Origin of the sequence: Lishizhenia sp., from assembly GCF_033720595.1 — a bacterium.
In the GTDB taxonomy this organism is placed as follows: domain Bacteria; phylum Bacteroidota; class Bacteroidia; order Flavobacteriales_D; family Crocinitomicaceae; genus Lishizhenia.
Map to the genome: position 1 here is coordinate 1 of NZ_JAWWCF010000059.1, position 15,701 is coordinate 15,701.

At 37.2% G+C, this 15,701-nt stretch carries 13 protein-coding genes and 1 pseudogene; 10 read left to right on the forward strand and 4 right to left on the reverse strand.

From position 1 onward, the window contains the following. The 9 genes from R3333_RS06015 to R3333_RS06055 all read left to right on the forward strand — a co-directional run. On the forward strand, window positions 1–258 hold a 258-nt coding region (locus tag R3333_RS06015; RefSeq protein ID WP_318957885.1), incomplete at its 5' end, for a YdeI/OmpD-associated family protein. 24 nt (window positions 259–282) lie between these two features. Further along, window positions 283–963 (forward strand): hypothetical protein, encoded by a 681-nt coding sequence (locus R3333_RS06020; protein WP_318957886.1) that lies wholly within the window; start codon window positions 283–285, stop codon window positions 961–963. A gap of 222 nt (window positions 964–1,185) precedes the next feature. Next, on the forward strand, window positions 1,186–2,403 hold the full coding sequence (locus tag R3333_RS06025; RefSeq protein ID WP_318957887.1) for a S8 family peptidase: 1,218 nt from the start codon (window positions 1,186–1,188) through the stop codon (window positions 2,401–2,403). 97 nt (window positions 2,404–2,500) lie between these two features. Then, the gene (locus R3333_RS06030; protein ID WP_318957888.1) at window positions 2,501–2,956 is read left to right on the forward strand and encodes a hypothetical protein; all 456 of its coding nucleotides are present in this window, start codon (window positions 2,501–2,503) and stop codon (window positions 2,954–2,956) included. 189 nt (window positions 2,957–3,145) lie between these two features. Then, window positions 3,146–3,358: a hypothetical protein gene (locus tag R3333_RS06035; protein WP_318957889.1), complete on the forward strand. Its 213-nt coding sequence runs from the start codon at window positions 3,146–3,148 to the stop codon at window positions 3,356–3,358. Window positions 3,359–3,368: 10 nt separating this feature from the next. After that, complete coding sequence (locus R3333_RS06040) at window positions 3,369–4,211, forward strand: restriction endonuclease (RefSeq protein WP_318957890.1); 843 nt, start codon at window positions 3,369–3,371, stop codon at window positions 4,209–4,211. An 18-nt stretch (window positions 4,212–4,229) separates the two neighbouring features. Continuing rightward, window positions 4,230–5,609: an MBL fold metallo-hydrolase gene (locus R3333_RS06045; protein WP_318957891.1), complete on the forward strand. Its 1,380-nt coding sequence runs from the start codon at window positions 4,230–4,232 to the stop codon at window positions 5,607–5,609. A gap of 680 nt (window positions 5,610–6,289) precedes the next feature. Beyond that, window positions 6,290–6,997 (forward strand): VIT family protein, encoded by a 708-nt coding sequence (locus R3333_RS06050; protein WP_318957892.1) that lies wholly within the window; start codon window positions 6,290–6,292, stop codon window positions 6,995–6,997. A gap of 156 nt (window positions 6,998–7,153) precedes the next feature. Next, window positions 7,154–8,995 carry a cystathionine beta-synthase gene (locus R3333_RS06055; protein WP_318957893.1) on the forward strand — a complete coding sequence of 614 codons (1,842 nt, stop codon included), beginning with the start codon at window positions 7,154–7,156 and terminating at the stop codon, window positions 8,993–8,995. A 111-nt stretch (window positions 8,996–9,106) separates the two neighbouring features. Here R3333_RS06055 and R3333_RS06060 read toward each other — a convergent pair whose 3' ends face one another. After that, complete coding sequence (locus R3333_RS06060) at window positions 9,107–11,491, reverse strand: gliding motility-associated C-terminal domain-containing protein (protein WP_318957894.1); 2,385 nt, start codon at window positions 11,489–11,491, stop codon at window positions 9,107–9,109. A gap of 2 nt (window positions 11,492–11,493) precedes the next feature. Next, window positions 11,494–11,877 (reverse strand): hypothetical protein, encoded by a 384-nt coding sequence (locus R3333_RS06065; protein WP_318957895.1) that lies wholly within the window; start codon window positions 11,875–11,877, stop codon window positions 11,494–11,496. Window positions 11,878–12,207: 330 nt separating this feature from the next. Between R3333_RS06065 and R3333_RS06070 the strand changes: the two genes are divergently transcribed. Beyond that, window positions 12,208–13,851 carry an acyl-CoA carboxylase subunit beta gene (locus tag R3333_RS06070; protein WP_318957896.1) on the forward strand — a complete coding sequence of 548 codons (1,644 nt, stop codon included), beginning with the start codon at window positions 12,208–12,210 and terminating at the stop codon, window positions 13,849–13,851. Window positions 13,852–13,868: 17 nt separating this feature from the next. Here R3333_RS06070 and R3333_RS06075 read toward each other — a convergent pair whose 3' ends face one another. Both R3333_RS06075 and R3333_RS06080 read right to left on the reverse strand, forming a co-directional pair. Continuing rightward, complete coding sequence (locus tag R3333_RS06075; protein WP_318957897.1) at window positions 13,869–14,330, reverse strand: DUF4268 domain-containing protein; 462 nt, start codon at window positions 14,328–14,330, stop codon at window positions 13,869–13,871. Next, window positions 14,330–15,701 (reverse strand): annotated as a pseudogene (locus R3333_RS06080) (hypothetical protein); the annotation flags it as partial. The gene R3333_RS06075 and the pseudogene R3333_RS06080, both read right to left, overlap by 1 nt.

Sequence of the window (15,701 nt, forward strand, 5' to 3'; positions counted from 1 at the left end):
GTAATTGAAAGGGCTAAGAAAAATGGATCTTGGACCTTGCTAGACAGTGTAGAAGCACTTATAGTTCCGGAAAAATTAAACCTTGAATTCAACAAATATGAAGGAGCCAGAGACTACTATGAATCCTTGAGCAAATCTTCCAAAAAACTACTCTTATCGTGGATTGTTCTTGCTAAAAGGGAAGCAACAAAAATGAAGCGTATCCAAGCTATCGCAGAAGCTGCTAGTCAACAACAAAAACCCAAACAATTACAGTAATTTCCAATCAAAATCCATCCTTATATGAAGTATTCATTTCTTTTCTTCCCCCTCCTATTTTCATCATTTCTCTTTTCTCAAATGGCGATTGTAAAGGATAAAGATGGTTGGACCAACCTTAGAAAGTCGGCCAATGCACATTCAGAAATAATTTATAAAGTGTATGAAAATGAGGTTTTCTGGTTAGGTTATAATGTTACTGACTCCATGTTAAAACATCAAGAATGGATTCCTGTATTAATTCCAAAAAATAAGTTTAGCTTTCATCAGACTCTTCAACCGTATATCAGTGGGTTTATACACAGGTCTCGGTTAATGCTCTTGGATGAGCTTGAAGAATATGCGGGCAATGACTTTTCTTTTCAATATTTCACCAGTCCATTTGACTCTACCCACAAGATTATAGATACCATAAATAAAACTTGTTTTACTCGAATTAATGGAAGACCTATTTGGGGAACAGATGGTAATCTCCCTAAAACGCAAGTTGACTCAATAGCAATAAACCTTAATGGAACGGATCTCCATCTTCACCATATCTTCTATTCTGACATTTATGAATGTACAAACAACTTTACTATTTATAAAAGCGGTGACATTTTCTTTGTATATCAATACAACAGTGACGGAGCCGGGTTCTATGAAATTCTTTGGGTATTTAATGAAAAGGGCTTGATGCAGCGATTAATTGACAATGTAATATGAGTGCCAGGGCATTCATCCACCAAAATAATATGTAGCACAATTCTCTTAACCCACAAACTTTGATAGGTATACAATTAGGTTTCTGCCCTTGATTATTTGTCCATTTTCAAATAATCAAAGAACAAGGACAAATAAAAACAATCAGCAACTTTTTGGACAAATTCATTCTATTTCTTTCATCATTTTTTTCGTAACTTGTAATGAAACAAAAACCCAAAAACGATGAAAAAGAAATTAATTTACACACTAGGATTTAGTGCCTGCACCTTGTTGGCTGTGAGTTGTAAAAAAGATACTCCCGTCCAAGAAGAGGAAAGAAGCGAAATCGAAAACATGGAAACTCCGACCAAGTTCGGAGAGATTATTCCCAATACCTACATCGTTCGTTATGAAAAAAGTACAATAGCTACACCTAAAAATAACGTGAGTTTAACCTATCAGGAACGTCAAAAATTATTCAAAGATGAATTACAACGCGTTCACAGAAACATTACACAACGCGATTTAAATGCAGACAAAATTTACGATAAAACTATACTGGGTTATGCTGCCGTTCTGAGTGATGAGGAAGTACAGCAATTAAAAAATGACCCGCGTGTGATTAGCGTTGAGCCTGACAGAATCGTATCTCTAGGGAAACCAGAAGGCGTAGGTGGAGGAAATAAAGGAAGTGATAATCCACCCCCACAAACTACACCTTGGGGAATAAACAGAGTTAACGGAGGAGGATCTAGTTCATCCTTTACCGCATGGATTGTAGATTCTGGAATTGATTTAGACCATCCAGATTTAAATGTAAACACAAGCTTATCTGAAACCTTCTTAGGGGGAAATTCAACACCGGATGATCAAAATGGACATGGTACTCATGTTGCCGGAACCGTTGCAGCCATTGACAATAACTTTGGTGTAATCGGAGTTGCACCAGGAACATCTGTTGTATCTGTACGTGTTTTAGACCGTAGAGGTAGCGGTTCATTAAGTGGAGTTATCGCTGGAGTAAATTACGTGGCGAGCAATGCAGGAGCCAATGATGTTGCTAATATGAGTTTAGGTGGAGGGATTTCTACTTCTTTAGATGCCGCAGTTGTATCAGCTTCTAGTACATGTAAATTTGTTCTTGCAGCAGGTAATGAATCTGATGATGCTAATAATCATTCTCCTGCCCGTGTTAATGGTGCAAACATCTACACAGTAAGTGCCATGACCTCCACAGATGGATGGGCGAGTTTTAGTAACTATGGTTCACCTGTAGATTATATAGAACCTGGTGTAAACGTTAATTCTACATGGAAAAATGGTGGATACAACACTATCTCCGGAACTTCTATGGCTGCTCCTCACTTAACAGGATTACTTTTATTAGGAAATGTTAGTATCGGAGGATACGTAAATGTAACTCCTGATTACCCAGATACAGATCCTATTGGAGTTCATTAGAACTCAATACATATGAATACAAAACTCAACCTTCGGGTTGAGTTTTTGTGTTCAATATTCAAATATTCAATCACGCTTAATCATTAATATCTTGACCATGAATGTCAATTTCAAACTCTTCTGCTCTTTCTACTTTATTCAATTACTTTCCATATCTATATCGTTTTCACAGGTAAATCGAAAGGTAATTGATGCAACGACTCACATTGACCAATTTGAATTTACACAAAGACCATTGAAAAGTGATACGCTTATACCTGATACCACTTATACCTTCCAAGTTTCTTTTGAAGAATGGGAAGGACAATCTTTAGGTGAAAAAGTAAATGTAGAATTTAAAGCGGGAAAGGTTAAGGTATCATACTTGGGAGAAGGTCAAATGAGGGGGTACAAGAAAGGAGACATTCTAGAGGAAGGTTTCATTCTCCGTCATAAATCTGGTGTATTTATAATTAGTAATGATGAAAAGGATAGAGAGTTGGAGGAAGTGGGTGGCTGTACAGGTAGTCCAACCGTTATAAATCTGAAAATCAAAAAGTACTTCATGTGTTAACTCTGAGAAAAGAAAAAGCACAAAAAACCTAGACTCCGAAAAGCCAGTAGACAAATACTTTACCATAGTTCTAACGAATCGTTAAGCCGTCAGAATAAACGAGTATTAAATAGATAGTTTTTCACGTTAAAAATCCGTATCTTTTATTGGTCAATACCATACGTAATCATCCCATTAAAAACATGAATCATGAAAAGGCTACAAGGATTACTACAAGAAATAACTACATTAACTTTAAAAATAGAACAGGAATACCCTGGGCTTTATCAGCATCTCAATGAAACGCCCATGACTTTAGATGTACCAGTAACAGATAAGATTGACACCAAAAACTTATCAGAGTACTTAGAAAGTTTAAAAATTTTGCTCAAACGCCATATGGAAAGTCACCCAGACGCATAACCCAAGCCCTATGGAAAATGAGCAAATATCCATCCTAAAAATGAATGGGAAACACGATGTTTTCGATGCTAGAAAACTGCGCCTTTCATTGAAAAACTCAGGAGCTACAGACGACATGATAAACCATGTGCTTTCAGAAGTTTCTGCAGCACTTTACGAAAACATCTCCACCGAGGAAATACATAAAATTGCCTTCTCTCGCTTACGTCAATATAAAAGATCCATTGCGGCTCGCTACAAATTAAAAAAAGCGCTTTTAGAAATGGGTCCTTCTGGATTTCCCTTTGAAAAAATAGTAGAACAAACGCTTATACATCAGGGATATCAAACTGAAACCGATCAGATTTTAGAGGGGGTATGCGTTAAACATGAAGTTGATGTGATTGCTCAAAAAGACAATCGTTATCTCTTGGTAGAATGTAAGTTTCATAGCGAGCAATCTCGACAAAGTGATGTAAAAATCCCTTTATATATTCAATCAAGGTTTCATGATATCAAGCAAAACTGGAAAAAGCTCAATCAGCATCAAAACAAAATACATGAGGGATGGATTTTTACCAACACGCGTTTTAGCAAAGATGCCATTCAATATGGAAACTGTATGGGAATAAAACTTGTCGATTGGGACTCTCCAGCTCAAGGATCATTGAAAGAATTAATTGATCAGGCCGGACTTCATCCAATAACTTGTTTAACCTCTTTATCTCTGAATGAAAAGCATAAATTACTCAATGAAAATATAGTATTGTGTAAGGAACTCATGAATAGCAGAAATATACTCTTCAAAATTGATATTCATAAACAAAGGCACTCGAATATATTATCAGAAGCAAAACAATTGTGTAACTTGTAAATAGCTAAAACAACCAACATGAAGATAAACGATAATATCTCTATTCACTTCCTTGGTGCTGCCGGCACTGTAACAGGTTCGAAATATCTTATTGATACAGGTGAAAAAAAAATAATGATAGACTGTGGACTCTTCCAAGGGTTAAAAAAACTTCGTTTACTCAACTGGGATTATTTACCTGTTAATGTAGAAGAAATTGATGCTGTTCTACTGACTCATGGGCATATGGATCATACAGGATATCTCCCAAGACTTGTAAAAATGGGTTACAAAAATGCCATTTACGGCACAGCACCAACTTTAGAAATTGCCGAAATCATTCTTCGCGATAGTGCAAAAATTCAGGAAGAAGAGGCACAAAAAGCTAATAAGGAGGGATATTCGAAACATTCACACCCTGCTCCTTTGTACGACTTAACAGACGCGGAAAAAGCCATACATCATTTCCGAACAATGCCAGAAGGAGAATGGCTCAATTTATTTGAGGATATAAAAGTAAGGTTTCAATACAATGGACATATTATAGGTGCTGCTTTCATAGAACTAGATGTGCACGGGAAACGTTTTGTTTTCTCCGGTGATATTGGTCGCAAGGAGGATTTATTAATGAGACCGTACAAAAAGCCTCAAAGAGCCGATTTTCTTTTTATTGAAAGCACCTATGGAGATCGGTTACATCCCAAAGAAAACTTGCAGGATAAACTCCAAAAAATCATCAATCATACAGTAAATAAAGATGGAACATTAATTATCCCAAGTTTTGCGGTTGAACGTACACAAACACTTATGTACGTGATATGGCAACTTAAGAAAAAAGGTCTTATTCCGGATATCCCATTAATTATGGACAGTCCGATGGGAGCAAATGTCTTAAACGTGTTCCATAATCACAAATCATGGCATAAACTCTCAACGGAAGAGTATACAGCCATGTGCAATGCCTTTACAATAGTTCAAGAATACAAAGAGACATGGGAAGTTATCGATGATAGAAGATCGAAAATTGTAATTGCAGGAAGTGGAATGATTACTGGGGGGAGAGTATTGACTTACCTTCAACAATATGTTGATTTACCAGAAACCTCCATTTTGATTGCAGGATATCAGGCTGAAGGTACGAGGGGTAGAAAATTATTAAATGGATGCGTTGATATAAAGATTTACGGAAAGTATTATGAAGTAAAAGCAGAGGTTTTTGAAATCCAAACTCTATCGGCACATGCCGATCAAAAAGAACTATTAGACTGGATGAGCGAAATATCGAACACCCCCGAGCAGGTGTTCATCATTCATGGCGAAGCACATGCTGCAGATACTTTTCGTGTTAAAATTAAAGACACTTACCATTGGGATTGTAGTTTACCTGAGCTCTACGATATCATTTCCGTTCCAGCATGAGGCTAATTATTTGTTCAAAATGTATCCAATTCATCTCTTTTTTAGTAAGTAATTCGGCATTTCAATAAAAATCTTGCGACTTTAAGCTGTTTTTTCAACTAATTTCTTTTGCCTTTTATTAAATGATTTTATTGGGATAATTATTTTTTTTCGCGTAAATTACTCTATAAATAGGTATTCCCCCCTTAAAAATAGGGGTGTTTCTACCGTTGGATATTTGAGAATCGGTTGTAACTTTCTGTTAAATATGGAGAAAAGAGGAGAGTAATTTAACTATAAAAATGTAAAAGACACCCTTTACAAAAAATGACTTTCCTTTGAATTTGACCGTTGTATTTATGAATAAAAAAGTAACATTATTAAAATAAGGTACGACAGAATTGATACGGAAAAGTCTAAGAAACTATACCCTACAACTAAACAAACCTCAGAAAAAAGAAATGACCGTCTCACTGCGATGGTAAAATTGATAGTTCTTTAAAAAGAGATAAAGATTTGAAATTTCCTTTCTTCTAACAAAATAGAATTCTTTGGCTTTTCCCTGTCGGCCAAACCTCACCTCATCTCAACACAACTTCTAACCTTTTAAATACATTGAACACTACTTTATTCCTCACTTAAAATCTCTTTTTACAGAAATAAACTGTAAATTAGGTGTTAAACGCTGTTCTATAAATAAGATGGATAAAGTAAATCTCGACAATTATCTAGACAAACATTACATACACCGAAGTAATTGGTTACGCGCAGCAGTATTAGGTGCTAATGACGGTATTATTTCGGTTTCCAGTTTAGCCATAGGTGTTGCTGCCGCCAGCTCCACCCATGAACCCATCATATTAGCTACAGTAGCAGGTTTAGTGGCCGGAGCCTTATCAATGGCTGCAGGAGAATATGTATCAGTAAGCTCTCAAACAGATACCGAAAAGGCAGATATAGAACGAGAAAAACAAGAACTTAGGGATACCCCAATTGAGGAACTTCAGGTTTTAGCCCAAATTTATGAAGCACGTGGTTTATCCAAAGCTACAGCCTTGCAAGTTGCCATAGAACTTACACAAAAGGATGCCCTCGGAACCCACATCAGAGATGAATTAGGGATTAATGAAATAAGCAAAGCCAAACCTTTACAAGCAGCTTTGGCATCAGGAGCATCCTTCACTGTGGGTGGTTTACTCCCTTTACTTGTTGTACTTTTCACCCCCTTAAGTTTAATGGAGTATGCCTTGTATATTTCCACCATTTTCTTTCTAATTCTCTTAGGAGCTACTTCAGCAAAGACAGGAGGAGCACCTGTTCTTAAACCTGTACTCCGCATTACTATCTGGGGAACAGTAGCCATGCTAGTTTCAGCATATGTTGGATCTCTTTTCGGTGTAGATATATAATTCCATTTACGAAGAATTGCTTTAGGTTAAAGCAATATTTCCAATCCTGCTCTTTAACATTTTCTAGAGCCTGTAGAAAAGGGCCAAGACGTCTCCAAAAACTTTTAAAATCCATCGAATTCTGCTATCTTGGCCGCCAATCTGAAGGAGAAAATTATGGAGAACAATAAATTGATCAATTACATTTCTACGCTAATCGAGCAAGTACCAACAGACTGGTTAAAACTTACAACTCACCGATTAGATATATATGACGAATCTCAAGCTAAAACTCAATTTTTAGAGCAATTCGAAGCTTTGGTAAATGCAGATAAATTATCTACCCAAAATTTAGAAAGTTTACCAACAGCCTACGATTATATTCGTTTAGGTCACCCACTTTCTTCTGTTTTAGAATGGACCATTGCAAAAATGAACGGACTTTCAGCAGAACGTGTAATCAGTTTTCAATCTATCACCATTCCTTTAATGGCCGTATTGAGAAAGAATTTATTCTTGAAAAAAAATACGCGTGTAGTGTATACAGATCAACTACCATCTCAGTTTGATTTTGATGCATTAAGAAAAGTTTACGGATACAACTTTGAGGTTGAACACATTGATAAGGATGCAGCATTGGAAGCATTTGATGGAAGTACCGTATTTATTTCTACACATAACAAAGTAGGTGAATTAACTGAGCATGATAATGTTGATTTCTTCTTAAGTATACATGCTCCATATGGAAGTATTTTATCAGTACTTGGAGAGGAGAACCAAACTTATGTTTCAGAAATTCAACACGTAAGAAGAAGAGAAACGGTAGCAATGACGCCTGCAAATACTTTCTCCGTACTGCAACAATTAGTCGGAAAAGACGCTCATCAAAACATTAGTGACCTCGCAACCAATAAAGCTAAACTGCGAGCAGAGGTAAAAACAATAACCAATACAAACTCTGAAGCCTTGGTTGCTTCGTGTGGGTTATCTACACAATATGCCATTGTAATGGGATTAATAGACCATGCATTGGAAACATACCCAGGAAAGGAAATAAAAATTGTTGTTCCACCGAACTGTTATGGAGGTACTAATGATCAAGCTCGAAGAGTGGCAGCATGCCTAGAAAACGTGGAAGTAATGGACTTACCCGTGGATGGAGGAAACGATATGGTAAACAGTGTGGACAGAGTACTGACAACCATTGCTGAGATGGATGCTGTACCTTTCATTATAGCTGAAATACCAACCAACCCAAGGGTTGAAGTTCCTGTATTAGAAAATTTAAGAGATGCGCTAAGCAAAGAACGCACTACTCCAAATGGAGAAAAAGCGGTTGCTCCGGTCTTTATCTTAGACCAAACTTTTTGTCCAAATTTTCATTTCTTAGGAGAAAATAACATTCTAGCATCAGTTAGTGCTATCGCCTATGTAAGTGGATCTAAATTCCCTAGTGGTGGTAAGTGTACAGCCGGATATTTAGTAGCCAACAAAAAGGCAGACAACTTGATGGCTAAAATTGAAAAACACTTAACCTTGTGTGACAATGAAGCAACAGCACTTCAGTATGAAATATTAGCAGAACAAATACCTTCTATGAACCAAAGGATAGCAGATGCTTACGTAAATACGAGAGCATTTGTAAATTTCATCGAAGAAGTATTGCCTGAAGCCAAGATCAATTTTGTATCAGAAGAATTAGCACAAGAAGGATTTACTCCTTCTGTATTCTCTTTGGACCTTCCAACGAAAGGAAACACAGCCGAAGAAAAAGAAAGCTACAAACGTGAAATGAACAATTTATTGATCAACATGATGATTACTGAAATTCCTAATGAAAGTAAATATTGTGTAAGTTATGGTCAATTAAAGGGATGTTACTGGACAATTCCTGCAACCTCAACACAAGGTACTACAAAGGAAGCTGACAAAGACTACATCGCGCGTGTATCTTTATCTGCAAATATGGACTTAGAAAAACACAAAGAAGTCTTCAAAGACTTTGTTTCAAAAATGTAAGAATAAAAGGGAGGTTAATTTGATCTCCCTTTTTTCTTGGTCATAAAGAAAAGGCAATAAAAAAGCCCCGAGCAAATGCTCGGGGCTTTTAATTATATGCTCGTGTGATGATTACCTAACAACCTGTACAAAACCTTGTTCTACTAATTCTTCGCCCGATTCCATCTCTGCAACAATTTGATAGAAGTATGTTCCTGCAGACACATCAGCTCCCCCTTTGTTAGTTCCATCCCAAGCGGCAAAAGGATCATTACTTTCGTAGACCACATTTCCCCATCTATTGGTAATGACAATTTCGTATGCTTTCACCCCAACAAATTGAATAATAAAAGCATCATTCATATCATCTCCATTGGGTGTAATCACATTGGGAATTGTTAGTCCACATACTTTCTCTACTACTACAGCTGAGCTTGTATAGGAATGACACTCATTGGTTACAATCACCGTATAAACACCTGCACCTTGAACTGTCCTGGTTTGACCAACAGTTCCATCCTCCCAAGTATACTGTAAGTTATTCATATTTGTATCAGCAACAAGCAGTACACTCGCTCCTTCACAAATAAGTGTATCATCTATATGTGTCCACGGATAACCCGGGAAATAAATTTCAGCTGTTACACTCCTATTACATTGTTGATCCGTAAAACTTACCTCATACGTACCCGCAGTACTAGTTGTAATTATTGGGTTTTCCATATTGGCGTTCGGTGTAAAATGAACCGCTGTATCTTGAGCATTCCAAACTCCCCCAGAATAAGAAGCAGTCCCTGTAACTTGTAAACCTAAATCACACGCAATGGTATCTCCAAAAATTGCAGGCCCAGGGGCTACAAAAAATGTTACAGTTGTATCGTATTCACACCCAAAATCATCAATAACATTAAAGGTGAAATTATATTCTCCTTCAGCACTAGGGTTCACCATTAAAACGGTATCCTCTTGTCCTCCTACTATAGCAGGATCATCTGTCCACCACTCCTGCTCTATCACATTTTGGTAACCTTCTGTTTCGGGAAACAAATCTTGATTAAAGAACAATCCCCATGAGAAAATATATCCATCATCTATTCCTAAATTGTCTGTAACTGTAATCGTCCAAGCTCCGTCGATTGGACACCCTATGAACCCACTAAATGAATCTTCGGGAAGATAAACACCGTCAGGGTTCATTGAATTAAACCCACCACTATTTAAAACGGTGTTTCCATTTCCATTTTCAGTTATTAAATCACTCCAGTTTGCATAAGTATCAGAGAAGGCATAGGTCCAAATCTCAGGTCCAGGAGCACCTCCGTCTATGTTCGTGTCATCACCTAAAAAAGTGGAACCTCCACCCCCCGAATTTCCATTAAAAATAACGATCGAAGTACCATTAGGACATTCCAGCTCAACCTCTAAATCACCCAAGAAACTGTGTTCCATGGCTAAAATTAACGAATCAATATCTGATGCTGACTGTATAGTCACACCAGGTCCAAATCCTGTAATAGGAATGGTGGTAGAATAAGAAACCCCTACTCCATCAGGCAAAACAGTTAACCCAGCATAAGTACCTCCAATTACAAAAGTTCCTCCGGGTACATGTACACCAGCCGTATCTGTGGTGGTTACACCACCTACTAACTCCGTAATCTCTCCCATACAAACAGTATCCTCTAAGGTACCGGCTCCAGAAAAGTTGGGCAATTGAGAAACGCGAACTTTACAGTTCATAACCTCCGTGGTTGGAAAATCATCCGTTGTTCTTAACTCAACAAAATAACCCGTTCTAGCTGGAGGTGTAAACCACAAAGAATCTCCTTGAAACTGACCTACTCCAGAAATGGTCCATTCGAAATTTACCGTTGTGTTGGATTGCGAATAGCCCGTTCCAGTATTTTCTAACGCATAAGGAAAGTCAGGCTGAGCTACAAATAAGATAGAATCTCCTAAACAAACGTCTACATACCCCGTATCTGATGGGTTTAAAACATCGGTTGTGCCGTCATTAACAAATGCTTCTATATGATTTTCGAAGGGTTGAGGTGGATTACCACATGTTATATTTGCCGTCCAACCTGTTCCTTCAACTGCACCATCAGAAATAAATTCCAAGGTTAAACATCCACTTGGATTATTCCAAGAAGCCTCTACATTCATCCCATTTGGATGGGTAACAGAATTATAACTACCAATTAATGGAGCCGAAATATTATCTCCATCATAAATGCGAAGTTCATCGCTTCCATCAATATCAAAGGTAAAACCAGCATTTGTAGCAAAAGCTACTCTTACTTTAGAACCTTGTGATAAATCTGGACAAAGTGTTAACACCTCATTTGCATTGGCAGGATAAGACCCAGAACCATCGTAAGTAAAATTTGTTGGGTTTCCACCAATGGTACTACAATCTAAAGGATTATTTACATCATTATCGGGACCAGTCATGGTAAACTGACCAAAAGTTAAAAAAGCGCTAAGGGCAAAAACTGAACTTAAAAATAACTTCATCACTACTTACGGTTTTTAGATTGGAATTCAATTTTAAGTCGTTCAAAAGAATAAAGACTCACCCATAGATTTGTTCCTTTTAATTGAATGTACAGGGTTTTGTTTGCTTTGATTCTTAACCCTAAATCTAAATATGACTTAGCAGCTTTAAATCGAGATTCATCAACTATAAAATCAGGAGTAACCGCTTGCTTCTTCATTTCAAAAGCTTTGGACAAAGCATATTCTACACTATAATTCATCACCTTAATATCTTGGGGTGACATTGCTTTCAAATCGCTCAATTCTTTCGTAGAGTAATGTGTTTCAAAAGCCTTGTGGACCTTGATTTCTGTGGTTAAGGAAATATTACACACACTCAAAAGTGTAATTAAAAAAAGTTTCATAATTAATTCATTTTGAGGTTTTGGTTGTTAAGTGGTGTCGCTAAGATAGTATTTAGATTAAATATTTTTCACACTTGCAACCAGTAAATGAAAGAATATTAACAACAAAATAACGTGTTATTGTAGACCCACCTCCAAAGAAATTCACTTCCTAAATTAAAATCAACACCAATGAAATATATCTCACAAATTGATCCATTTCTTTACATAGATTATACTTATCTAAGATTCATCACCTCAAGAGAATATTAAGTGAATTAGGGAAAAGTAGCCCTTAAACACAAGGAGAATCAAGAATTCCTTCTATTTTTAAGCCTAAATTGAATATTCATGGGTATTTCAAAGAAAGAACTAGACTTTAATAAAAACGAAGACGCTATGCGTCTTAAGATATCACAACTACAAAGGGAATTAGACAAAGTATACCTAGGAGGTGGAAAAAAGAAGATTGAAAAACACCACGCAAAAGGAAAACTTACAGCTAGAGAGCGTATTGACTACTTATTGGACAAGAACACAGAGCGTGTTGAAATAGGTGCTTTCGCAGGAAAAGGAATGTATGAAGAGTACGGAGGTTGCCCTTCTGGAGGTGTTGTTATTGTTATAGGATATGTAGCAGGTAAGCAATGTATAGTAGTTGCCAATGATGCTACTGTGAAGGCAGGAGCTTGGTTCCCAATTACTGGTAAGAAAAACTTGAGAGCGCAAGAGATTGCCATGGAGAACAACTTACCTATCATTTACTTGGTAGATTCTGCAGGGGTTTTCTTACCGATGCAAGATGAAATTTTCCCAGACAAAGAACACTTTGGTCGTATTTTTAGAAACAACGCGGTAATGAGCTCACGCGGAATTGTACAAATTGCTGCTGTAATGGGAAGCTGTGTTGCCGGAGGTGCTTATTTGCCAATTATGTCTGACGAAAGTTTAATTGTCAACAAAACAGGAACTATTTTCTTAGCAGGATCTTACTTAGTAAAAGCTGCTATTGGAGAATCTATAGATAATGAAACCTTGGGAGGAGCACATACGCACACAGAAATATCTGGTGTTTGTGATTACCAAAGTGAAACTGACGAGGAGTGCTTAGATACAATTCGTGAAATCATGGATAAGGTAGGTGCAAAAGAAAACGCTGGATTCGATAGAAAGGAAAGCGTAGCACCAAAGGTACCTGCAAAAGATTTGTATGGGATGTTACCTGTGGAAAGAAGCAAACCTTACGACGTTAGAGAAATCATTAAAGCTGTAGTAGACGACTCTGAATTTACTGAATACAAAAAAGGATTTGGTAAATCATTAGTAACTGCTTATGCCCGCATAGATGGATGGAGCGTTGGTATTGTAGCAAACCAAAGAGAGTTGGTAAAAAGCGGTAAAGGTGAATTGCAATTCGGAGGAGTGATTTATTCTGATTCTGCCGACAAAGGTGCGCGTTTCATTATGAACTGTAACCAGAAAAATATTCCATTGGTATTCTTAACAGACGTTACCGGATTTATGGTAGGTTCTAAGAGTGAGCACGGTGGTATTATTAAAGATGGAGCCAAATTAGTAAATGCCATGGCCAACAGTGTAGTACCTAAATTCTCTATTATTATGGGGAACTCTTACGGAGCAGGAAACTACGCAATGTGTGGTAAGGCTTATGATCCACGATTAATCGTAGCATGGCCAACGGCTGAGATTGCTGTAATGAGTGGTGCTGCTGCAGCTAAAACTTTGTTACAGATAGAAGTTGCTTCTTTAAAAGCGAAGGGGGAAGAAATTACTCCAGAGAGAGAGAAAGAACTTTACGATACAATTAAGAATAAATACGACGAACAAATTTCTCCATATTACGCAGCATCTCGTTTATGGGTAGATGCTATTATCGATCCTACAGAAACGCGTAAAGTAGTAAGTATGGGTATAGAAATGGCCAACAATAAGAAAGCTGAAAAGCCATACAATGTTGGAGTTATTCAAACGTGATTAAAATAAATTAACGCTTACTGAGCTAGTGTAAGCAATATTTCATCGTAATCTGTATAGAAACGGTCGAAAGCAATTAACTTTTCTTGAAAGAAGGCATAGATTTTATCTGTGTCTTCTTTTTTGAACATATTTACATCGGGCAACTCCCAGTAAATTCTACTTACACTGTGTCCGTATTTTATTTCTACATCTTCATCCCAAATTCCAGGCCCCATTTCTGACTCCAAAACAACTTTCAATTCTTGTAATTGTTCCCAGAAAATTTCTTTAATCCCTTCATCTTTGGGCTGTAAGTCCAAAGCAAAAATTGCGCGTTTACTGTTTACATCCAGTCGAACATAGAAAAACTTGAGTCCGGTTCTATAATTGATCCAATTCGCACGCTTACCATTGGCCGACTTGCGGTTTTGCATCTTCTTTTTCAAACCTTCCCAAAACAGGGTTTTTCTCTCACGTAATTCTTCTTTACTAAACATTATCTCTTGATGTAATGAAAATAAATATCTTCTTTATCGAGTCCTTTAACGGGCTTTCTTATTTCGAATTCCAGGCTATATTTTCCCGGTAAGAAATGATTAAAGTTTTCAGCAAAAATAAGAGGATATTTTTCACTGTAAAACTGTAAAGCTCCTACAAAAGTGTTTGCTCTAAAAGTAAGCGTTCCCCTTCTGGTTTCATCATCATACGCTAAAGCGACAATCTCAACTGTTGAATTTTCTAAAGATTCCTTTCGTTTTTCATTATTTAATATGAACTCAAAGCTCTTTTCACCCAGGGTGATCAACAGAAAATCACCCAAACTATCCTCCACTCTTACCTGTTGCTTCATTTGTGCAGTAAGTGGATAATCTGTCCGGTGTAACAACTGTCCCTCAAAGGAATAATATTTCAATTCTAAAGCTTGGTTTTCTTCAGGAATATCCTCTTGTAGAAAATAGAAATCTGACGGACGATTGGGATCTCTTACTACCGTTTGAGGAGCAAACACCTCTTTAGCCGCATAATAAAGTGCTTTACGTTCTCCATGATAGTCTATGGCTGACCAAGTAGGAGCTTCCCAACAATCGTTCAATTGCCAAAACAAAGAACCTCCACAAGCCGGTGATTGCAAACGTTGAGCGATCAAGGCTCCTCCAACTCCTTTAGTTTGTACCAATTGACTCTTATAAACAAAATCAGAGAACCCTTCATACTTTTCAAATTCTCGTTGGATAAACGCTTCAATTTTTGCACTACCTATGTAGCTTTTTTGTCGTGCTTGAATAGCAGTATTCTCCAAAGACCAATTTTCCTTTTCTGTAATCATACGCATTGCATATGGCGAAGGAAAGCTCTGAAAACCAAACTCAGCATTAAAGCGACCAATTTGTTTCCAAAATTCTTGAAGAGAGTCATTCCCATGCCAAACTCCCCAATAATGCATGGTTCCGTGTTTAAAATTTTCAGCTGTTCCCCAGTTACTCAACGGCGAAGTATGTTCGTACGGAATATTAGCATATAGAGCAACAACATCCTTTAGTAACACTTTAAAAATTTTATTATAGCCCTCTTCTATTTTCAGTTGAGCTGTTTCCGTCAAATTATACTTTTCTTGTCCCTGAAATCCCCAGTTCTTCCAAGCAACCTCTACCTCATTGTTCCCATTAAAACAAACTACAGAAGGATGTTGTCGTAAACGCTTAACTTGATAGATAGCTTCAGTTTCAACACTGTTTAAAAAAGCAGTATCGCTAGGATACATGGCACAAGCAAACATAAAATCTTGCCAAACTAGAATGCCCTTTTCATCACATAAATCATAAAACACTTCATCTTCATATATACCACCACCCCAAACACGAAGCATA